This is a genomic window from Clostridium sp. UBA871 (assembly GCF_002295255.1).
In the GTDB taxonomy this organism is placed as follows: domain Bacteria; phylum Bacillota; class Clostridia; order Clostridiales; family Clostridiaceae; genus Clostridium_J; species Clostridium_J sulfidigenes.
Genome location: NZ_DBFV01000003.1, coordinates 272,690 through 293,041 on the forward strand (window position 1 = coordinate 272,690; position 20,352 = coordinate 293,041).

20 protein-coding genes, 1 riboswitch and 1 other annotated feature are annotated in these 20,352 nt (G+C 28.8%); of the genes, 12 read left to right on the top strand and 8 right to left on the bottom strand.

The window, feature by feature from the left end; genetic code table 11:
- Positions 1-25: 25 nt before the first annotated feature.
- From B3086_RS02900 to B3086_RS02920, 5 genes are all read left to right on the top strand, one after another.
- Positions 26-706, top strand: coding sequence for a methionine synthase (locus B3086_RS02900; protein ID WP_346847584.1), 681 nt, complete (start codon positions 26-28; stop codon positions 704-706).
- Positions 696-3,074, top strand: a complete 2,379-nt coding sequence (locus B3086_RS02905; RefSeq protein ID WP_346847583.1) for a homocysteine S-methyltransferase family protein — start codon at positions 696-698, stop codon at positions 3,072-3,074. The genes B3086_RS02900 and B3086_RS02905 overlap by 11 nt, the downstream gene beginning before the upstream one ends.
- 111 nt (positions 3,075-3,185) lie before the next feature.
- Positions 3,186-3,417: a binding site (T-box leader), on the top strand.
- Positions 3,418-3,548: 131 nt separating this feature from the next.
- Entirely contained in the window at positions 3,549-4,070 is a 522-nt protein-coding gene (epsC, locus tag B3086_RS02910) for a serine O-acetyltransferase EpsC (RefSeq protein ID WP_346847582.1), read from the top strand.
- 36 nt (positions 4,071-4,106) lie between these two features.
- Positions 4,107-5,036 (top strand): cysteine synthase A, encoded by a 930-nt coding sequence (gene cysK, locus B3086_RS02915; RefSeq protein ID WP_346870825.1) that lies wholly within the window; start codon positions 4,107-4,109, stop codon positions 5,034-5,036.
- Positions 5,037-5,190: 154 nt separating this feature from the next.
- Positions 5,191-5,778, top strand: coding sequence for a hypothetical protein (locus B3086_RS02920; RefSeq protein WP_346878206.1), 588 nt, complete (start codon positions 5,191-5,193; stop codon positions 5,776-5,778).
- A gap of 247 nt (positions 5,779-6,025) precedes the next feature.
- On the opposite strand, the gene B3086_RS02925 is transcribed toward B3086_RS02920, so the two are convergent.
- Positions 6,026-6,505 (bottom strand): TspO/MBR family protein, encoded by a 480-nt coding sequence (locus tag B3086_RS02925; RefSeq protein WP_346847579.1) that lies wholly within the window; start codon positions 6,503-6,505, stop codon positions 6,026-6,028.
- 170 nt (positions 6,506-6,675) lie between these two features.
- Between B3086_RS02925 and B3086_RS02930 the strand changes: the two genes are divergently transcribed.
- The 4 genes from B3086_RS02930 to B3086_RS02950 all read left to right on the top strand — a co-directional run bounded on the left by B3086_RS02930 (position 6,676) and on the right by B3086_RS02950 (position 11,273).
- Entirely contained in the window at positions 6,676-7,197 is a 522-nt protein-coding gene (locus B3086_RS02930) for a hypothetical protein (RefSeq protein WP_346878207.1), read from the top strand.
- Between the two features lie 102 nt (positions 7,198-7,299).
- Positions 7,300-8,160 (top strand): rubredoxin-like domain-containing protein, encoded by an 861-nt coding sequence (locus B3086_RS02940; protein WP_414632267.1) that lies wholly within the window; start codon positions 7,300-7,302, stop codon positions 8,158-8,160.
- Positions 8,161-8,287: 127 nt separating this feature from the next.
- Positions 8,288-8,938 (top strand): FMN-dependent NADH-azoreductase, encoded by a 651-nt coding sequence (locus tag B3086_RS02945; protein WP_346878208.1) that lies wholly within the window; start codon positions 8,288-8,290, stop codon positions 8,936-8,938.
- 346 nt (positions 8,939-9,284) lie between these two features.
- The gene (locus B3086_RS02950) at positions 9,285-11,273 is read left to right on the top strand and encodes a methyl-accepting chemotaxis protein (protein WP_346847575.1); all 1,989 of its coding nucleotides are present in this window, start codon (positions 9,285-9,287) and stop codon (positions 11,271-11,273) included.
- Between the two features lie 81 nt (positions 11,274-11,354).
- Here B3086_RS02950 and B3086_RS02955 read toward each other — a convergent pair whose 3' ends face one another.
- From B3086_RS02955 to B3086_RS02965, 3 genes are read right to left on the bottom strand one after another with little or no spacing between them, the layout of a single operon-like run.
- A complete protein-coding gene (locus B3086_RS02955) occupies positions 11,355-12,119 on the bottom strand; it encodes an ABC transporter ATP-binding protein (RefSeq protein ID WP_035132043.1) in 765 nt (254 codons plus the stop codon).
- Entirely contained in the window at positions 12,119-13,207 is a 1,089-nt protein-coding gene (locus B3086_RS02960; RefSeq protein ID WP_346879654.1) for a FecCD family ABC transporter permease, read from the bottom strand. Before B3086_RS02960 ends, B3086_RS02955 begins: the two co-directional genes overlap by 1 nt.
- Before the next feature lie 8 nt (positions 13,208-13,215).
- On the bottom strand, positions 13,216-14,241 hold the full coding sequence (locus B3086_RS02965) for an ABC transporter substrate-binding protein (RefSeq protein WP_346847573.1): 1,026 nt from the start codon (positions 14,239-14,241) through the stop codon (positions 13,216-13,218).
- A 133-nt stretch (positions 14,242-14,374) separates the two neighbouring features.
- Positions 14,375-14,543: riboswitch (cobalamin riboswitch) on the bottom strand.
- Positions 14,544-14,798: 255 nt separating this feature from the next.
- Here B3086_RS02965 and B3086_RS02970 point away from each other — a divergent pair.
- Together B3086_RS02970 and B3086_RS02975 are read left to right on the top strand one after the other, a co-directional pair.
- On the top strand, positions 14,799-15,119 hold the full coding sequence (locus B3086_RS02970; protein ID WP_346847572.1) for a (2Fe-2S)-binding protein: 321 nt from the start codon (positions 14,799-14,801) through the stop codon (positions 15,117-15,119).
- Positions 15,120-15,278: 159 nt separating this feature from the next.
- The gene (locus B3086_RS02975) at positions 15,279-15,455 is read left to right on the top strand and encodes a (2Fe-2S)-binding protein (RefSeq protein WP_035132038.1); all 177 of its coding nucleotides are present in this window, start codon (positions 15,279-15,281) and stop codon (positions 15,453-15,455) included.
- A gap of 77 nt (positions 15,456-15,532) precedes the next feature.
- Here B3086_RS02975 and B3086_RS02980 read toward each other — a convergent pair whose 3' ends face one another.
- Complete coding sequence (locus B3086_RS02980) at positions 15,533-15,814, bottom strand: hypothetical protein (protein ID WP_346847571.1); 282 nt, start codon at positions 15,812-15,814, stop codon at positions 15,533-15,535.
- A gap of 535 nt (positions 15,815-16,349) precedes the next feature.
- On the opposite strand from B3086_RS02980, the gene B3086_RS02985 reads away from it, so the two are divergent.
- Positions 16,350-17,711 carry a short-chain fatty acid transporter gene (locus tag B3086_RS02985; protein WP_346892766.1) on the top strand — a complete coding sequence of 454 codons (1,362 nt, stop codon included), beginning with the start codon at positions 16,350-16,352 and terminating at the stop codon, positions 17,709-17,711.
- A gap of 193 nt (positions 17,712-17,904) precedes the next feature.
- On the opposite strand, the gene B3086_RS02990 is transcribed toward B3086_RS02985, so the two are convergent.
- The 3 genes from B3086_RS02990 to B3086_RS03000 are packed head-to-tail and all read right to left on the bottom strand — an operon-like array spanning position 17,905 to position 20,350.
- A complete protein-coding gene (locus tag B3086_RS02990) occupies positions 17,905-18,828 on the bottom strand; it encodes a DUF4097 family beta strand repeat-containing protein (RefSeq protein ID WP_346876601.1) in 924 nt (307 codons plus the stop codon).
- 28 nt (positions 18,829-18,856) lie between these two features.
- Positions 18,857-19,573 (bottom strand): hypothetical protein, encoded by a 717-nt coding sequence (locus B3086_RS02995; protein ID WP_346876600.1) that lies wholly within the window; start codon positions 19,571-19,573, stop codon positions 18,857-18,859.
- Between the two features lie 9 nt (positions 19,574-19,582).
- The gene (locus B3086_RS03000; protein ID WP_242844107.1) at positions 19,583-20,350 is read right to left on the bottom strand and encodes an ABC transporter ATP-binding protein; all 768 of its coding nucleotides are present in this window, start codon (positions 20,348-20,350) and stop codon (positions 19,583-19,585) included.
- Between the last annotated feature and the right edge of the window lie 2 nt (positions 20,351-20,352).

A 20,352-nucleotide genomic window follows, 5' to 3' on the forward strand; every position in this document is an offset into this window, starting at 1 on the left:
TGAATAAGGGAGGTGGAGCTTGCCCATGAATAAATTTCTACAAAATAAAGATGAGGTTTTAAGATATTTAGGCTATAAAAATCAAGTTTTAGATAAAGTTACTAATGATTTAATTGATGAATTAATGGATGAAATGAGAAGTTTAATTAAAGCTAGATATGTATATAAATTCTTTAACATTAGGAAAGAGAAGGATAGAATATGTATTTTAAATAGCAATTTTAGTATAGCAGGAGAAGATATTAGAAAGCACTTGGATAAATCAGAAGTCTGTATCTTAATGGCTGCAACTCTAGGAAATAGTGTAGATGAAAAAATAAGATATTATGAAAAGATAAGCATGACTAAGGCATTAATACTAGATGCTTGTGCTACAACAGCTATAGAAGAACTATGTGATAGAATATGTGAAGAGTTGGAGGAAGTTGTACAAAATGAAAACAATACACTAACATCTAGGTATAGTCCTGGATATGGGGATTTACCCATAGATATACAAAAAAGATTTCTCGCTATGCTCAGTGCAGAAAAATCTATAGGGCTTACTGCATCCTCTAATAGTATTTTAATACCAAGAAAATCCGTTACAGCCATAGTAGGGGTTGTTAAAAGAGAGAATAATAGCATAAAAAGAATAAGCTGTTTACAGTGTAATAAATATTCTAATTGTATGTTTAGAAAAGGGGATGATAGATGTGGAAATTGAAGAAAGATTGAAAGAAGGAATTTTAATTTTTGATGGTGCTATGGGTACTATGTTGCAAAGTAGTGGATTACAGTTAGGTGAATTACCAGAAATATTAAATATTACTGATTCAAAAATAATAATTGAAATACACAAAGCTTATATTGAAGCTGGTGCAAATGTTATTACTACCAACACCTTTGGAGCTAACGAAATTAAGTTTGAAAATAGTAATTTTAGTGTAGAGAAAATAATTCATTCAGCAGTAGAAAATGCAAAAATAGCTACTAAGAATAAACAAGCATATATAGCTTTAGATATAGGTCCCATTGGTGAACTATTAGAGCCCATGGGGACTTTAACCTTCGATGAAGCCTATAGTATTTTTAAAAGGCAGATTATTCAAGGGGTAAAAAGTGGTGTTGATTTAATATTAATAGAAACCATGACAGACTTATACGAAGCAAAGGCCGCAGTATTAGCAGCTAAGGAAAATTCAGATTTGCCAGTATTTTGTACAATGAGCTTTGAGTCAGACAAGAGGACTTTCACAGGGTGCAATGCCACATCTATGGTAATGGTACTAGAAGGGTTAGGCGTAAATGCTCTTGGAGTTAACTGTTCTTTAGGACCTAAAGAAATAGAACCTATAATAGATGAAATATTAAAAATATCTAAAGTGCCTGTAATGGTCCAACCTAATGCAGGATTACCTAATATTATAAAGGGTGATACGATATTTAATATTTTACCAGAAGAATTTGCAGTTTACGGAGCAAAGTTTAAAGAAAAAGGTGTAAAAGTAATAGGAGGATGCTGTGGTACAACAGATAGACATATAGAAAGTTTAGTAAAAGCTTTAAAGAAAGTAAAAATAAAAGACAAGAAATATAGTCCTTTAAGTGGTGTATGCACTCCTACTAAAGCAGTAATTATTGATCAGGTCAAAGTAATAGGAGAAAGGATAAATCCTACAGGTAAAAAATTATTTAAGGAAGCATTAAGAAACGGAGATATAGATTATATTCTAAGGGAGGCTATAGCTCAAGTTGATGCAGGAGCCCATATTCTAGATGTTAATGTAGGTCTTCCGGAAATAAATGAAGAAGAAATAATGGTTAAGGTTATTAAAGAAATACAATCCATATTAGACGTACCTCTTCAGATAGATTCTACAAATGCTAAAGCTATAGAAATGGGATTAAGATATTATAATGGTAAGGCTATAGTTAATTCAGTAAATGGAGAAAATAAAGTGTTAGAAAATATATTACCTATAGTAAAAAAATATGGAGCTGCTGTAGTGGGGCTTACTTTAGATGAAAGAGGAATACCTTCAAGTGGGGAAGAAAGATTTAGAATAGCTGAAAAAATAGTAAAAACAGCAGAAAGTTATGGTATAGATAAAAAAGACATATATATAGATTGCTTAACATTAACAGCTGCTGCCCAACAGAAAGATGTTAAGGAAACTTTAAAAGCACTTTCCTTAGTAAAAGAGAAGTTAAATGTAAAGACTGTACTTGGAGTATCCAATGTATCTTTTGGATTACCTAATAGGGAAATTCTAAATAAAACATTTTTAGCAGCAAGTTTATTTGCGGGTTTAGATTTACCTATAATAAATCCCTTAAATAAAGATATCATGGACACAATAGTAGCCTCTAAAGTTTTATGGAATGAAGATAAGGGAGCAAAGGAATATTTAAAATATAATAAAAATACATCTAAAGAGCAAACACCTATAAAAAAAGATGTAAACAATATTCAAGATGATTTATTTAAAATAATATTAAAAGGTATTAAAGAAGAAGCCCAAATAGCTACAGTGAAGTTATTAGAAAATAAACAGCCACTAGAAATTGTAAATGAATATATAATTCCTACCTTAGATATTGTAGGAGAAAAATATGAAAATGGACATATATTTCTTCCACAACTAATCCAATCTGCAGAAACAGTAAAAGAATCCTTCAAGGTCATAAAAGATAAGTTAAGCAAAGGAACTGATGCTGAGATTTCAAAAGGAAAGATAGTATTAGCTACTGTAAAAGGTGATATACATGATATAGGAAAAAATATAGTAAAGGTACTTCTGGAGAATTATAACTATGAGATTATCGATTTAGGAAAAGATGTTTCTAAGGAGAAAATAGTAGAAGCTGTTATTAAAAATAATGTTAAGCTAATAGGACTTAGTGCACTAATGACTACTACTGTTAAAAATATGGAAGAAACCATATTCGAACTAAAAAGGACTAAGCCAGATTGTGTAGTTATGGTGGGTGGAGCGGTACTTAATGAGGAATATGCAAATATGATTAAAGCAGATTTTTATGCTAAAGATGCAAAGGAATCTGTAACCATAGCTAGGAAAGTATTGGGATAAAGCAAGTTACATCTTATTAAAAATTAATAATAATAAAATATATGTACATAAATAAAATAAGTTGACATTTTTTATTTATGTGCATATAATAAAATATAATAATTTAAATATACAAATACATTGAAGAAGGAAAGTAGTATTTAATGAAGATTCAGAGAGAATATCCATTAGCTGAAAGGATATTTATTAGAATTATATATGAAGTGCCCTTTGGAGTACGATACCGAATTAAGTAGGCTATCGCGGTTTTAACCGTTATATTAATAGAGTATGATAGTACTTGAAGAGTGGGGTTATTTTTTTACCAAATAGAGTGGAACCGCGGATATTATCCGTCTCTAAGTTTATCTTAGAGGCGTTTTTTTTAACTCCAAAATCGCTTAAAGATAGTATGAAGTTAATTATTTAGATTAAAAATAAGTATATTGTTGATTTATGGTTTTACAATTGAAAATTTTATGGAGGAAATATATTATGAACTTTTTAAAATCGCTTAAATATGATATAGACTCAGTTTTTCCAAGAGATCCTGCAGCTAGAAGTAGGATTGAGATATTTTTATTATATCCTCACATAAAGTCTCTTATATTTTATAGAATATCTAATTTTTTATATAGAAAAAAATTATTCTTTTTAGCACGATTTATTTCAAATGTCAGTAGATTTATTACAGGCATAGAAATACATCCAGGAGCTAAAATAGGAAGAGGTTTATTTATTGATCATGGAATGGGGGTGGTAATTGGTGAAACAGCAGAAATTAAAGATAATGTAACTATGTATCATGGAGTTACACTTGGTGGAACGGGTAATGAAAAGGGAAAACGGCATCCAACTATAGGAGAGGATGTAATTATTGGAGCTGGTGCTAAGGTTCTAGGAAATATATATATTGGTAAAGGAACCAAAATAGGAGCTAACTCAGTAGTACTGCAATCTACAGAAGAAAATTCAACTGTAGTAGGAATAGCTGCAAAACCTTTAAATAAAAAATAGTATTAAATTTTAGTAAAATATAGGGAGGAATTACTCATGAAAAAGATTTATAGGAGTTTAACAGAATTAATAGGAAATACACCATTGCTAGAGCTTTCGAATTATAATAAAAAGCATAATTTAAAAGCAACTATAGTTGCAAAATTAGAATACTTTAACCCAGCGGGAAGTGTAAAGGATAGAATTGCAAAGGCAATGATTGATGATGCAGAGGCTAGGGGAATTTTAAATGAAGATTCCGTTATTATAGAACCAACTAGTGGAAATACTGGTATAGGGCTTGCTTCAGTGGCATCAGCAAGAGGATATAAAATTAAATTAGTGATGCCAGAAACTATGAGTATTGAAAGAAGAAACTTGATGAAGGCTTATGGAGCTGAGATTGTGTTAACTGAAGGTGCTAAAGGAATGAAGGGAGCCATAGCTAAGGCTGAAGAGTTAGCTGGTGAAATTCCAAATTCATTTATTCCTGGACAATTCGTAAATCAAGCTAATCCAGCAATTCATAAAGCAACTACAGGACCAGAAATTTGGGAAGATACTGATGGTGAAGTAGATATTTTTGTAGCTGGAGTTGGAACAGGGGGGACTATAACTGGAACGGGTGAATTCCTAAAGTCAAAAAATTCAAATGTGTCAGTTGTAGCAGTAGAACCAGAAGATTCACCTGTGTTATCAGAGGGTAAAGCAGGACCTCATAAAATTCAAGGAATAGGTGCTGGATTTATTCCAGAAACTTTAAATAAAGAAGTTTATGATGAAATCGTAAAAGTATCTAATGATGATGCTTTTGATACAATTAAGGAACTAACAAAGACTGAAGGATTGTTAGTTGGAATATCTTCAGGAGCTGCATTAAAAGCAGCTACAGAATTAGCTCTTAAGCCAGAAAATGAAGGGAAAACTATAGTTGTTTTATTACCAGATACTGGAGAAAGATATTTATCAATTCCAAACTTTATATAGAGTATAACTAGTTAAGGAGAAGGGATAAATTTATACCCTTCTTTTTGTTAATTGAAATTTAAATAATTCATATTGTATTGAAATAATATTTAATATAACATTATATATAGAAATAAATGATAATAGTTAAATTAAGTGTTAGGGGCGAGGTCTAGTGGCAGATAAAAATGGAGATGAATATGTAGTTTTATCCTTAAACCAATTAATAATAGATAATGAGGGGAAAACGGGGATACCCTTCGAGGTACTGAGAAAGGTCTTTGGGTTTTCCATAAATGTAAAGGGACCTCATATTTATATAAAAAGTGCCTCAGATAAATTTGAAATTGTTACAGATAAATATAATAGTAAAGAGGGCGGCTCTACAGATAATTTTTTAGAAGACTTTAAATTTTTAAAGGAGAAATTTTCCTTTAAAGAATATTACCAGGGCTCTCTAATATATAGCTCAGACTTAAGGGGACTTAAGCACTATGATGTATTAATTACGGAAAATTCAACTTGGTGTAATATAACCCTAAGAGGAGACTATGTGAATTATTGTGATTTCTCAAGTAATAAAAATATAATAGCTCCACTTATGAAATTTTACTTTCCTAAGGAGTGTGATAAAATTCTTAAGGATATTTTAGAAAAGGAAAATGCAAGATATATATGTGATGAAAGAGATGTGCTTATAAGAAAAGATTTTGATGGCAATACCAAAGAAATCGTATTTTCTCAGTTAGGTGGAAGTTTGTAAAATAAAAAGAGATTTTTTAGTAGAATTTCAATAAGAAATACATAGGATTTATTTTTAATTTAAAACTTATGGAAAATACAAAATAAGGAATACTCTTATATGGCATTCCTTGTTTTGTGAGAAAATATTTATATTTAATCTTATTTGTTCTTGCATAATAAGTTCCAAAGTGATGTAATGTAAAATAATATAGTAGTAGCAAGTAGCAAGTAGCAAGTAGCAAGTAGCAATTAAAATTTGAATATATTTAAATGTTTAAAAGAATTATATTATAATTTAAGTACGCAGCAAATATTAGCCATAAAAGATATGGTATCTGTAAATATGCAGCACATTTATTTATCTTATAAAAATTAAATATCATAAAGGAAACTAATACTATTAATACTAAAATCCAAATGAAAGCAAAGGTAAATTGATTTAAGTTGAAAAATATTATAGACCAAAAGAAGTTGACTATCAGTTGAACTGTATAAAGTTTAAGACTATATTCTTTATATGGAGAATTTGATTCATAAACTATATAGGCAGAAATACCCATAAGTATAAAAAGAATAGTCCACACAATTGGAAAGACAATAGCTGGAGGAGCTAAATCAGGCTTTATAAGATTAGCATAAACTTCTCTACTATTTCTTGTAAGTAGTGAAGAGAGAAATCCGGTTCCTAAACTGAGTATTAAACTAATTATTAATGGTTTTAATTTAATGGTATATATATTTGACATATTTTCACCTCCTTAATGCTATAGAATTTAAATTTAGAGTTCATATAAAGTATATTAAAACTATTATAAATTAGTACTTATATAATAATCATATTATTATGAATATATTTTAGATATAATTACATAATACTTATTTGTGAGTGAAACTCATATTATAGAAGGGGATTAAGATGAATAATTTATTACATCCAGTAAATGAGAATAAGTTTAAAGAAATAGTTAATATAAGATTTAACAACATTAATGAAGGATTTAATAATTATAAGAGTGCAATGTTAAAAAGCAAAACTTTAGAGGAAGCTGAAGAAAATATAATTAAATTTATGGAGGAAGTTATAATATTAAATGGTGAGGATAACTCTTTTGTAGATTTATATTTTTCTACTTTAGAAAAAGAAGATAAAGAAAGACTAATAGGGGTATTGGAAGAAAAAGATAAAGAAATAATGGAAAGTATTAAGGACACTTTACATGGAGACACAATTTATTTTAGGTTAACAAAAGACATCATACCATTTATAACTAGATTAAGTACTAGAGAAGTTCTATTCTGTACTGTATATTTCACAAAATACCCATTTACTATATGGGGTAACTATAATAAAAAATTTCCATGTTTTTATAAGGCAGATAAAGTATTGGATTTATATACTGATATTGCAAAGGAATGCGATGTTGAAATTATTGTTTAATAATAGCTATTATTGACTAATTTGTGAGTTAGTAATACTATAAGTATATAGCTATAAGGAAGATTACAGTTATAATATAGGGTATATATGGAGGAATTTAACATGAAAAAATTTATTTGCAAAGTATGTGGATACATATATGAAAGTGAAAAATTACCAAGTGGTTTTGTTTGTCCAGTCTGTGGTGTGGGATCAGAGATGTTTGAAGAATTGAAGGAAAGTAATTTATTTAGTAAATTTAAAGTACTTAATAAGGTGAAAGAAAACGATGTAGTTACATCTTTCTATTTAACTTCTGTAGATAAAAAAGTTTTAAAAACACATAAAGCTGGACAATTTATTTCTATAAAACCAATAACTGAAGGAGATAAATCTAGTGAGGTTAGACAATATTCCTTATCTATGAAGCCAGGAGAAGATTTTTATAGAATAAGTGTTAAGAGAGAAGATAAAGGATTAATTTCCAGATATCTGCATGACAATATAAATGTAAATGATGAAGTAGAAATAACAGAACCATTAGGTGAATTTATATTAAAGGATAACAGTAAACCCTTAGTGCTTATAAGTGGTGGAATTGGAATAACGCCTATGATGTCTATGCTTTATAAGGCTATAGAAGAAGGACGAAAGGTAAAATTTATTCAAGCAGTTATAAATTCAAATGTTCATACTTTTAAAAATGAGCTAAGGGATTTAGCTAAAAAATATGATAATGTAGACGTAGAATTTTTCTATAGTAAGCCATTAGACAATGATAAACTTGGAGAAGATTATCAATTTGAAGGATATTTAACTAAGGAATGGATTGAAAAAAATCTATCAAAGGATGAAGAATTTTATTTCTGTGGACCTTTAGGATTTATGAAAATGATATATGATGCCTTAAACGCAATGGGAGTGTCAGAGGATTATATAAATTATGAAATGTTTGGTCCATCTGCTGACTTATCAAAAATGTAGTTTACAGGGATATTTCAAAGTATATTTGAAGTATCCTTGTATTTTTTTATATTCTCCTAAATAGTTATGAATATTTTAAGCTTTAAAGCAAAGAATAGCATTATTAATAATTATAGAGGTGAAATTTATGAAAAAGTTATTGTATATAACTGTAAACTCTAAACCGGAAGAGTTATCTGCTAGTAAAACAGTAGGTAGAGCATTTGTAAATAAATTTTTAGAAAAGCATAAGGAGTTTATTCTAGAAGAATTAGACCTTTATCAGTGTCACATACCTAGACTTGAGTATGAATACTTTGAAAAAAGAAATTGTATGATTAAGGAAGAAGATTTTAGTAAGTTGAATGAAAAACAACAAGAAGAAGTTCATAAAATTGTAAAACTTGTGGATCAATTCAAAGAAGCTGACTTATATGTAATAGCAGCACCAATGTGGAGTCTTTCCTTTCCAGCTCCATTAAAGGAATATATTGATTGTATAGTTATGGATGGAAAAACTATAAAAATATCAGAAAACAAAATGGAAGGACTATTAAATGACAAACCAAGGGCTATGGTATATATCCAATCATCAGGGGCACCTATTCCATGGATGTTAAGGTCTATTTTTAATAAAGGACTTGATTATGTAAGAGATATAATGAAGTATATAGGAATTAAGAAATTTGAGGAACTATTGGTGGATGGAACAGGTTTTACTGAAGAAGAAAGAAGAGAAGCTATAGAAGAGGCTAACAAAGAAGTAAATAAACTTATAGAAGAAATTTGGGAAAAATAATTAATATATCACAAAAACTGTTAATATTCTACATATTAATAGTTTTTTTGCGTATACATAGGATGTTTTTTTTACTAAAGTGTTTATTATAATTCTGTTGATACGATTATAATTGTGTAACCTTTAATAAACAAATAAATTATATATTTTTATTAATAAGATTACTATTTAATTTTAATATAGTTATATATTATAGAATATTGAAGAAGTTTAAAATTAGACCAAGAAAGGAGATGGATATGAAATATATGCTTGTAGAAAAAATAATATATAAAAAGTAAAATTGCATGTGTTGAGTAAGCAATGACTTATATGTAAGACTGGAATTAATTATAGGGGGAGAATTATGTTTAAGTTTAAGCGTTTAGGAACTAAAATGACTGTGTTTATAGTAGGCATAGTGTTAGTTGGAATGTTAACAACTCAATTAACAACTACTATAATAATGAAACAAAATCTTAAAGAAGATACAAGTGAAAGAGGAACTACAGTAGTAGCGGAATTAGGAAAGTCCTTTGAAAAGGAGCTATTACAGTATGAAAAAGATTTAAAATTAATTGGAGAAGAAAGTGCTTTTAATAAGGAAGTGCTTAAGGATTCTGTAGCTTTAGAAGAGGTATCATCATTATTTAAGAATTATACTGAATCTAACTCACAGATATTAAGCATATATGTAGGATTTCAAGATAAAAGTATGCTTGCAGAACCTACATGGGAAGTGCCAGCAGACTATGATGTAACCCAAAGAGAATGGTATATAGAGGCATCAGGAAGCCCAGAAGATGTAATATGGACAGAACCATATATTGATGCCGACAATAATGTTCCAGTAATTACAGCAGCAAAAGCTATAGTTGAAAATGGAAAAGTAAAGGGAGTATTAGCTGTTGACTTATCTCTAGAAAACTCTTTAAACAATGTTAAAGAGCATAATGTAGGATACAAAGGTTATGCATTTTTAGTTAGCAATGAAGGAGTTGCACTATACCATCCAAAATTAATTAATGAAAACCTAAAAGAGCAACCTATGTTTGGTGAGATTTTCAAATCAGAATCAGGTTCTTATAAATTTAATGAAGGTAAGGAAGATTTAGAAGTATATTACTATACTATACCAAACTTCAATTGGAAAGTAGGAGCTGTATATAGTGAGAAAGATATGCAAGCTAGTATAATTGAAATTAATAATTTTACTATGGCTATAACTTTTGTAGTGATGCTAGTATTAGCTATAATATTGTTTATACTTATAAAAAGAATATCTAATCCTTTAGTTAAGTTATCCAAGGAAGCAAAGTTAGTAGCAGAAGGTGATTTAACAGTAGATATAAAATCTAAATTGAAGGATGAAATTGGACAAGTAACTAATAACTTTAATAGCATGGTTAAGGATATTAATAATATAGTATCTAATGTACAAAAATCTATATATCAAATCAATAGTGCTAGTGAAAATCTAAGTGCTATATCAGAAGAAACTACAGCTTCAACAGAAGAGATAAATGCTGCAGTTGCAGAAATAGCTAGAGATACCTCAAATCAAGCAGAGACTATTGTAGGCATAGTAGACAAGGTAGAAAAACTTAATGAATCCATTGAAGATATTAATAATATTATCAATAAAATGAATGAACTATCCAATTCTTCTACAGCAGCATCGGAATTAGGCTTAGAAAATGTAAGTAATTTAAATATAAAAATTAATGAAAACACTACTGAACTTAATAAGGTAAATGACATATTCCAGGGATTAGTTTACAAGCTACAAGAAATAGATAAGGTTATCGATATGATAACTAATATATCTGATCAAACTAACTTACTAGCCCTTAATGCAAGTATAGAAGCAGCCAGAGCTGGAGATGCTGGAAAAGGATTTGCTGTGGTAGCAGAAGAAGTTAGAAAATTAGCAGAGCAATCTAGTGATGCAACAAATAAGATTAAGGAATCTTTAACTAATATAAATAAAGAAACTAATAATGTGAAAAGTGCAATACTTTATGCTAATGATATAAACAAAGAAACTGCAAGTGCTGTATTAAGTACAGAACAATCTTTTAATTCTATTAATGATGAGTTACAAGAAATAGTTGAATTAATAAGAGAAACAAGTCATAGAACAGAAGATATTAATAACTATAGTGGAAATATCTTAGGTGGAGTAGAAGACATTTCAAATAATGCACAACAGAATGCATCTACCGTTGAAGAAGTTAGTGCTTCTATAGATGAACAAAGCGTTGTATTTGGAAGTATAGCACAACACTCTGAAGAATTATCACAATCTTGTCATGATTTATCACAATTAATTAATCACTTCAAAGTAAGTAAATAGAAATATTTATTAAACCATGATAATGAAATAAATTATGGATAAAATAAAGGGTATCTCAAGTTTTGGAGATACCCTTTATTGTTACATAGGGTTATAACAAATATTTAATAAAGTAGTTGTAGGATTTTCTATAATCACTGAATCAACTCCATAAACATCTTTAATTAACTTAGAAGTAAGAATTTCTTTAGGTGTACCATAAGCAACGATTATACCTTCTTTTAAAACGTAAAGTTTGTCACAATACATTGCTGCAATATTTAAATCATGAATTGCAGCCACTACTTCTATGTTAAGATTTTTTACAATACTCATAAGCTGAATTTGATATTTTATATCTAAATGATTAGTTGGCTCATCCAAGATCAAACATTCAGTTTGTTGTGCTAATGCTCTAGCAAGAATAATACGTTGTTGTTCACCACCGGAAAGAGTTAAAAAGCTTCTATTTATAAAATTTACCATTCCTACTTTATCTAAGGCATCATAAATTATATCGTAGTCCTCTTTTGTATCTCTATCTAAAAATTTTTTATGTGGAGACCTACCCATGAGTAATATATCTTTTACAGAAAAATCAAAATTATAATTATTATGTTGAGAAAGAACAGCTAATTTTTTAGAGCTTTCTCTTACTGTAATTTTACTTAAGTCAATATCATCTAATTTTATTATGCCACTATTGGGTTTTAAGTTTCTATAGATACACTTTAATAAGGTAGACTTACCACTACCATTTGGTCCAATAATTCCTATGAATTCTTTATTATTAGCATTAATATTAATACCCTTTAGAATATCAGTATCGCCAATTTTAACTTTTATATTCTCTGTTGAAATATGCATTAATTGCTACCTCCAAATCCATAGGATTTTTTTATCATAAGCCATACAAAGCAAGGTGCACCTATCATAGAAATTAATATACCAATTGGAACCTCGGTGCCTTTTATTATAATTCTAGATAGTACATCTGCCCAAATTAGAAATATTGCACCTAGTATAGCGCCTATAGGAATTATTTTTTTATGATCTGTACCAAATAGTATTCTAACTATATGGGGGATTATAAGTCCAATAAATCCAATCATACCTGAGGAATATACTATTACACCAATCATTAAAGAAGTAATAATTAAATAAATGATTCTAAATTTATGTAAATCAGTACCTAAAGTAACAGATACTTCATCACCTAAAAGCATTAGGTTTAGAGTTCTATATTGGGTCATAAAGAATAATGTTCCTATAAAAATAATAGGAAGTATAAAAGAAATTTCATTCCAATTAGCACCAGCCAAACTACCCATAAGCCAAAAGCTAATATTTTTCATTCCTTGAGAATCATTGGTAATATAAACTATAAAGCTTGAAAATGCACTACATACAGAGCTGAGAGCCATTCCGGAAAGAAGTAATTTTACAGAATTCGTTCTTCCACCTATATTAGAAAGCATTAAAACTAGCATTGAGATAGAAAAAGCGCCTATAAATCCCATTATTCCAATATAACTGCTACCTAAACTTGCGCCAATGCCGAGTAGAATTGCTAAAGTAGCCCCAAGGGATGCTCCAGAAGATATTCCTAAAATATAGGGGTCGGCTAACGGGTTTTTAACAATGGCTTGCATTACAATTCCAATTACGGATAATCCCATTCCAACGGCTATAGCTAAAACTGTTCTAGGCATTCTAATCAACCATATAACATCTATTTTAGCAGCACTTGTAGAGAGCTCACCTATATTAAAAAGTTTATAAAGAATAATCCCATATACTTCTTTCATGGATATATTTACTGAGCCAATAGCAACAGCTAGTCCTATTGAAAGAATAAGTATTATTAAAAGAACAAGAGAAGTACCTATATAAATAGGCATTCTCTTAAAAATATTAGAATATCTAGTTCCGTATAAATTTTTATTTTTAATCATCATAATTACTACTTACCTAAAGTTCCATATAAACCTTCAGAGAAAGTATTTATTCCATCTATAGTTCTGATGCCACTAGAATACATTTCTCCTAAAGATATAGGATATACTTTTTTATTTTTAATAGCTGAAAGTGTTTGAAGAGATTCATCTTTTAAAATTTTATCTACTTCTTGTTGAGGAATGTTTTCATCGCCTCTATCCATATAAACTACAAATATACAATCAGGGTTAAGAGTTATTAAATCTTCTTTGCCAATACTGTTTCCTTCGGGATTTAATAAATTAGCTCCAAGTTTTGTTATCATATCACCAGCTAAAGTATTAGCTCCATAAGTACTGATTTTATCATCAAAGAATTCTACAACTAAAGTATTTTGTTTATCTTTATTTTTAACTGAATTAGCAGTATTTTCAACGGACTCAGTAATTTTATTCACTAGAGCTTGTGCTTTATCTTCAACATTGAAAATTTTTCCTAAGTTTAAAATGTCAGTAATTTCATTATCAATAGTTTTTTCTATAGCGATACCACTATTTAAAGATATATATGTATTAGTGCCATTATCATTCCAATAAGATACATCACCAAGATTTTTATCCTTAAAAAGTGAATACCAACCAACAATGAAGTCTGGTTCAGACATAACCACAGTTTCTTTTGAAGGAGTAAATTCCTTTAAATAATTAATTTTTTCAAAAGCAGCTTTATATTCTTCCTTTACAGGATGGTCGAGACCAGCAGCAGCCACTATTTTATCTTCAAGACCTAAAGCAAGAAGGGTTTCTATAGAGTTTTGATATACAGCAAAAACTTTTTCTGGCGCTTTATCAAAAGTTAGTTTTATAGGTTCTTTTTTGAAGTTATAAGTTTCAATTGTTACTGGATAATGAGAATCTTTAATTTCATTTTGAGGTGGATTAGATTTCTCAGTAGAAGTGTTTTTATCAGATTTGCTATTACTACAACCTACTAGACTAAGGATAAGTAATACGCTCAATAGAAGTGAAGTAATTTTTTTAAAATGTTTCATTGTAATTCTCCTTTAACATTATAATTATAATCAGTTAAATATTATAATTTGTATGAATATAAGGATACTCTTGATAAAACCATAGACAAAAGCATAGTTGTCATGGCGAATATCACTCTTTACTCGAAGAGTATCGATATTTTTAATATTGGTAAGTATCCTGACTTATAGATCATTATATTAATTAACCTTCCCAAACAAAAGTTCAGTGGTATAAATAATTAATACTCCCTAATTACAGTAGCGGTACTGTGTGGAAATTTCATCCATCTTCCTTTGAAACCAATATCATTCATATACTATTATATTTCAACAATCCATACTTTATCATAGTTGAGAAAGGTTGTCAATGAATAGAAAGGAAAAACTCTTTAAATTTCCGGCAGACGAAAATATATTCTATACTGAATATATTATTTAAAATAACAAAGAATAGAAGTGTGGGTATATCAACCATGGAACACGAATAGTAAATATGTAATAATAAATATTGATTAATAAAAACTATTAGGTTATAATGGAAATATATAAATAAGAGATTTAAGGAGGAATATGAAATGTCACTAGAACAAATCGTATGTTTATGTAATGGGGTTACTTATGCTCAAGTAAGAGAGGCTATGGCTCAAGGGGCTAGATCAGTAGAAGATATTCAAGCTGCTACAGGAGCAGGAGATGTTTGTGGAGGATGTATTGAAAGAATTGAAAAAATATTAGGCGATGTATGCACATGTAGAAATGTTTCTACTGAAGAGGTGGTAAAAGCAATACAAAATGGAGATACTACCGTAGAAAAAGTAGGTGTAACTACAGGGGCAGGAACAGCATGTGGAAAATGTAAATGTGTTATTGAGAGTTTAATTGAATCAAATAAATAATATGTTTTAATGTTACAAACAATTTCATTAGCTGTAAATCTAAAATCTAAAAATATAGTGTATTGAAATGTGATTTATAGTAATACTATTATAGAATAATTACATTATATATGATTAATTATGTTAATCATATATGTCTATATTAAGGAGGAAGAATAAATGTCAGAAAATAGAATTATATGTACTTGTCAAGATGTAGACTATAATACTATAAAGAAAGCCATTGAAGATGGTGCTAAGACTGTAGATGATATAATGGAAGCTACAGGAGCAGGAACTGTTTGTGGAGGATGTATTAGTGAAATAGAAGAAATTCTTCAAGAAGTAAAAAAATAATTAATAGAAATTTTTAGGTCTATATTGATATATAAAGTAGTTATATCAACATAGACCTAAATTAATTTTCATATTTATTAGTTTTTCATTTGATTTTTCACATCATTTTTTAATTCTTTAGCTATTGTTTTTCCTCCAACCATAGCTTTATTGTACAGGTTTTTAGCTAATTGACCTTCTTCTCTAACTTCATCTTTCATTTGGTTTTTAAGGTCGTGAACAAATTTCTTATTTGAAATAAATTCTTTAATATCTTCCTTTTTTTCACCATACTGAATTTTAACTTCAGTATACATATCCTTAACTTCACTAGTAACTTTATTCATACCTTCTTTAACTTCATCACCTATTTTATTCATAAAAATCTCCTCCCATAAAATTATTTCAAATGAACTTTAGTGTAATATATTAGAACTCATTATAAAAAATAAAAGTAAAATTTAATTCTATTTTCTATATAGTTTACTCAAATTACAAAATAATATTTAATGAATTTAATGGATATTTAATTTTTCGATTTACTAATAAATTTAAGTGATTCTATTGAAAAATATAGTAATAGAATGTACTCACTCCATGTACTAATAAAATAAAGAACCATAGATTAAAATGTATGAAAAAAGTATTATATATGTATTATTAAGTAATAAAATCTAAAAAAAGTAATATATATATTTAAAAAATATTGAAAATATGGTATACTAAACATGAATTGAGTATACATGTGTTGAAGTAGAATAATCTTCATGTATAAAAATATGGTACAACCAATATAGTTAAAAATTTAACTATTCAAATGAAAGCAATATAATTGATAGCAACAAATAGCTACATAAAAAATATAACTATTTGCTGATATAAAGAAATCCATATATTTATTAAGGGGGAAAGAAAATGTTTAAAAAATTTACAAATGGTTGTGTTAAATTAGTTCAAAATTACCTACCAGATCCATTTTTATTTTGTATCATTTTAACTTTCATAATCTTTATTTCAGGTGTTTTATTCACAGGACAATCTCCATTATCTATGATTATTCATTGGACAAATGGATTTTGGAGTTTATTAGCATTTGCAATGCAAATGGCATTGGTTCTTGTTTTTGGTCATACCTTAGCTAGTGCACCAGCATTTAAAAAAATTACAAAGAAACTAGCTAGAATCCCCAAAACACCAACCCAAGCAATCTTATTAGTTACTTTTGTATCTTCTATAGCATGTATATTAAACTGGGGATTTGGATTAGTTATAGGAGCAATATTTGCAAAAGAACTTGCAAAGGAAGTAGATGGTGTTGACTATAGGCTTTTAATAGCTTCAGCTTATTCAGGTTTCTTATTATGGCATGCTGGACTATCGGCATCAATTCCATTAACTCTTGCCACTGGTGGAGAATCTTTAGTTAAAGCTACAGCAGGAGCAGTAAGTGCTGCGGGAGTACCAACTAGTGAGACTATATTTTCACTATTTAATCTAGTTATAGTAGGCGTTTTAGTAGTAACTCTACCACTTATAAATAGAGCTATGCACCCAGATAAGGGCAGTGTTGTAGCTATAGATAAAGGGTTATTAGAGGATGAAGAAGTATTTGTAGATATGCCAAAGGAAAATATGACTCCAGCTGATAAGTTAGAAAATAGTAAGATAGTTACTTGGTTAATTTCAATAATGGGATTTACCTATATAATATATTATTTTATTACTTCAGGATTTAATTTAAACCTTAACATAGTAAACTTTATATTTTTATTTTTAGGCATTTTGTTACATGGAACTCCTAAGCGATTTATAAATGCTCTAATGGAGGGCGCTAAAGGAGCGGGTCCTATATTACTTCAGTTTCCATTTTACGCAGGTATAATGGGAATGATGACAGGAGCAAATGCAGAGGGAATATCTTTAGCTGTATTAATGTCAAATGTGTTTGTAACTATTTCAAATAAAGTTACATTCCCAATGTTCTCATTTTTAAGTGCAGGATTAGTTAATTTCTTTGTACCATCTGGGGGTGGACAATGGGCTGTACAAGCGCCTATTATGATGCCAGCTGGAGCAAAACTTGGAGTAAGCACGGCTAAAACAGCAATGTCAATTGCTTGGGGAGATGCATGGACAAATATGATTCAACCATTCTGGGCTTTGCCAGCACTTGGAATAGCAGGTCTAGGAGCAAAGGATATTATGGGATTCTGTATAATAGATTTATTATACTCAGGAGTGATAATTGCAGTAGGCCTCACTGTTATAGGGATGTAGAATTATTTTATAAATCTATATACTTAGAATAAATGCTGTCTACAATATAATACAAAGGACTTTTATAAAAATATATAAATAATCTTATATACAATATTGAGCATGTACTTTAATATTACGAAGCGCTTTAGCCTTAATAATATAAGTACTTGCTCAATATTTTTTCACACTAAGTTATTTTATGATAAATTAGTTAGTTTACAATCAGATTACCTACTCCTACATTTAGATCAAAGGTGTATATATCTTCACCAGAAGTTTTGGCATTTATATCTATGCTACCTATACCAGTAGAAGTATCTAGCTTTACAGGAGAGTTATTTGGAATAGATATAACAGTTTTACCTACACCACCATCATAAGTTAAGTCTCCTCCAACTTCAGCAAAGATAATTGAAAGATTACCTACACCACCATCAATATCTATATCACCACATTTGCTAGAAAGATCTATGGTTGTATTTCCAACTCCTTGTTCAAGCTTTAGATCTTGAAAAACTATATCTTTCAAGGTAAGATTTCCAGCACCACCTTCAACCTTTAATTTATTAATATTTATTCCATTAATAGAAATGTTACCAGCACCACCATGTAATTCTAAATCCTTATTAAAATCTTTAGGAATATTAATAGTAATTTCTCTAGATGTAGATTTATTAAAAAATCCTAAGTTTATAGAAGAATTTAAACCATGTTCTTTAATGTTGAGGGTATTTCCTATAACATCAATTGTGGTTTTATCTACAAAGGAACTAGATCCCCTGCAAGTTATAGTGAAATCTGAACTGTCAACAGAGTTAATATTTACATTAGAAGCATGGATTTCAATATCTATATCTTCTATATTTTTCATAGGAATGGTTTTGGATATGTCTTCATCATAGGTGGTCAAATTTCCATTATCATCAAAGTTATCAAAGTTATCAAAGTTATTACTAATATCATCTAAATTATCTAGAAAGTCTGTACCTAGATTTCCAAATAATTTATCATTATTAAAATTCACTGAATTACTATTCTTAGGTCGAGATTTCACACCAAACTCTACATTACAACCCACAAGAAGAGTAGTCGTAAGGATTAGAGTAGGAATTATAATAAAAAGTTTCTTCTTCATAAAAAACACCTCTATTTTAATAAATTAATTAAATTATATCTAGTTTTTTGTCTATTCTATTGGCAGCAACTATTTGAAGTATAATTAGGGCTAATATATCTATAATTATTGCAAATATATCTAATTCAATAGCTCCATATTTACCTATGGTCATATACATATAAGGTAAAAAGTATAATATTAAATTAGCTATAAAGGAGTAAATAATATTTCCAACAATACTAGCACCTATTACGGCTAATACACATAAAGCAGTACTTCTAATATAGGAACCTAGTATTGCGATTAATGCAGTTATAATTAAATAACTTATAATAGTACCTAAGGACATAGATAATGAAATATTAAGAACTATGGATGGAAAATTGCCAGAGTTAACCATAGCACCTAAAGCTACAATTGTAGTAATAAAAAGATTTATAAAAATTAATTCTAAAAGATTACCTAGAATAAAATCTATACCAGATATAGGAGCTAAAAATAAAAGTCGCCCATATTCCTTTGATAATTGCATAGAAAATATTATGATATGAGCTATGAAATTCGTAGCGATAAGAATTGAAACAGCTGGTATTAGATCTAATCCTTGAGTGAACTTAGACAAAAATGAACTTGACCCAAGAGCTAAAACTAGGATAATAGCTTCTATTAAATACATAATTCTCAGGGTTCTAAAAGAATATTTAGCTATACTAAAAATGTTTTTCATTTTAATTGATTTATTTTTAATTATTTTATTTTCCATAATATTCACCTATTCTGCAAATACCTTTCTATATATTTTGTCTATAGACGTACCATACTTTATACGTAACTCCTCTGCATCACCTTTTTCAATTATTGAGCCATCACCTAAAAATATTACTTCATCAAAAATCTGCTCAAGTTCTCCTACATAATGAGTTGTAATTATCATTGAAGCATTACTATCTAAATTATCTATAATTGCATTAATTATCTTATCTCTACTTATAATATCAACTCCAGAAATAGGTTCATCAAGGATATATAAGTTACAATTTCTACTTAAGGTTAGGCTAAGAGCAACCTTTTCTAACATTCCTTTAGATAATGATTTAAGTTTTGCATCTGTTTGGATATTCATAAATTTTAATAAGCTTAAAGCTTTAGATTCATTAAAATCATAAAAGAAATCTTTATAAAACTTAAGAGCATCATTTACCTTCATCCACTTAAATAGATAATCTTTTTCCTGTAGGTATGAAACAAACTGTTTAGTTTCCCTTCCAACTGACATGCCGTTAATAGTTACAGTTCCTAGAGTGGGTTTAAAGAGTCCAGATATAACATTTAACAAGGTTGTTTTTCCTTGACCGTTTGGTCCAAGGATTCCAAGAACTTTTCCTTTTTTCAAGTTAAAACTTATCTCATTTAAAATATGCTTGGCTCCAAAATTTTTGGATAGAGTAGTTATTTCTAGTACATTATCACTGAATGTGTTTAAATCAACATTATTTAAAAGTTCATCTTTAGTTACTATGGTAGTTGCGTCATTCTTCAAGA

Coding starts and splice junctions, on each gene's coding strand:
- B3086_RS02970 (WP_346847572.1), top strand. CDS start 14,799: ATGTCACTAGAACAAATCGTATGTTTATGTAATGGGGTTACTTATGCT.
- B3086_RS02900 (WP_346847584.1), top strand. CDS start 26: ATGAATAAATTTCTACAAAATAAAGATGAGGTTTTAAGATATTTAGGC.
- B3086_RS02985 (WP_346892766.1), top strand. CDS start 16,350: ATGTTTAAAAAATTTACAAATGGTTGTGTTAAATTAGTTCAAAATTAC.
- B3086_RS02975 (WP_035132038.1), top strand. CDS start 15,279: ATGTCAGAAAATAGAATTATATGTACTTGTCAAGATGTAGACTATAAT.
- epsC (WP_346847582.1), top strand. CDS start 3,549: ATGAACTTTTTAAAATCGCTTAAATATGATATAGACTCAGTTTTTCCA.
- B3086_RS02945 (WP_346878208.1), top strand. CDS start 8,288: ATGAAAAAGTTATTGTATATAACTGTAAACTCTAAACCGGAAGAGTTA.
- B3086_RS02930 (WP_346878207.1), top strand. CDS start 6,676: ATGAATAATTTATTACATCCAGTAAATGAGAATAAGTTTAAAGAAATA.
- B3086_RS02960 (WP_346879654.1), bottom strand. CDS start 13,207: ATGATTAAAAATAAAAATTTATACGGAACTAGATATTCTAATATTTTT.
- B3086_RS02995 (WP_346876600.1), bottom strand. CDS start 19,573: ATGGAAAATAAAATAATTAAAAATAAATCAATTAAAATGAAAAACATT.
- B3086_RS02950 (WP_346847575.1), top strand. CDS start 9,285: ATGTTTAAGTTTAAGCGTTTAGGAACTAAAATGACTGTGTTTATAGTA.
- B3086_RS02990 (WP_346876601.1), bottom strand. CDS start 18,828: ATGAAGAAGAAACTTTTTATTATAATTCCTACTCTAATCCTTACGACT.
- B3086_RS02955 (WP_035132043.1), bottom strand. CDS start 12,119: ATGCATATTTCAACAGAGAATATAAAAGTTAAAATTGGCGATACTGAT.
- B3086_RS02940 (WP_414632267.1), top strand. CDS start 7,300: ATGAAAAAATTTATTTGCAAAGTATGTGGATACATATATGAAAGTGAA.
- B3086_RS02965 (WP_346847573.1), bottom strand. CDS start 14,241: ATGAAACATTTTAAAAAAATTACTTCACTTCTATTGAGCGTATTACTT.
- cysK (WP_346870825.1), top strand. CDS start 4,107: ATGAAAAAGATTTATAGGAGTTTAACAGAATTAATAGGAAATACACCA.
- B3086_RS02980 (WP_346847571.1), bottom strand. CDS start 15,814: ATGAATAAAATAGGTGATGAAGTTAAAGAAGGTATGAATAAAGTTACT.
- B3086_RS02925 (WP_346847579.1), bottom strand. CDS start 6,505: ATGTCAAATATATATACCATTAAATTAAAACCATTAATAATTAGTTTA.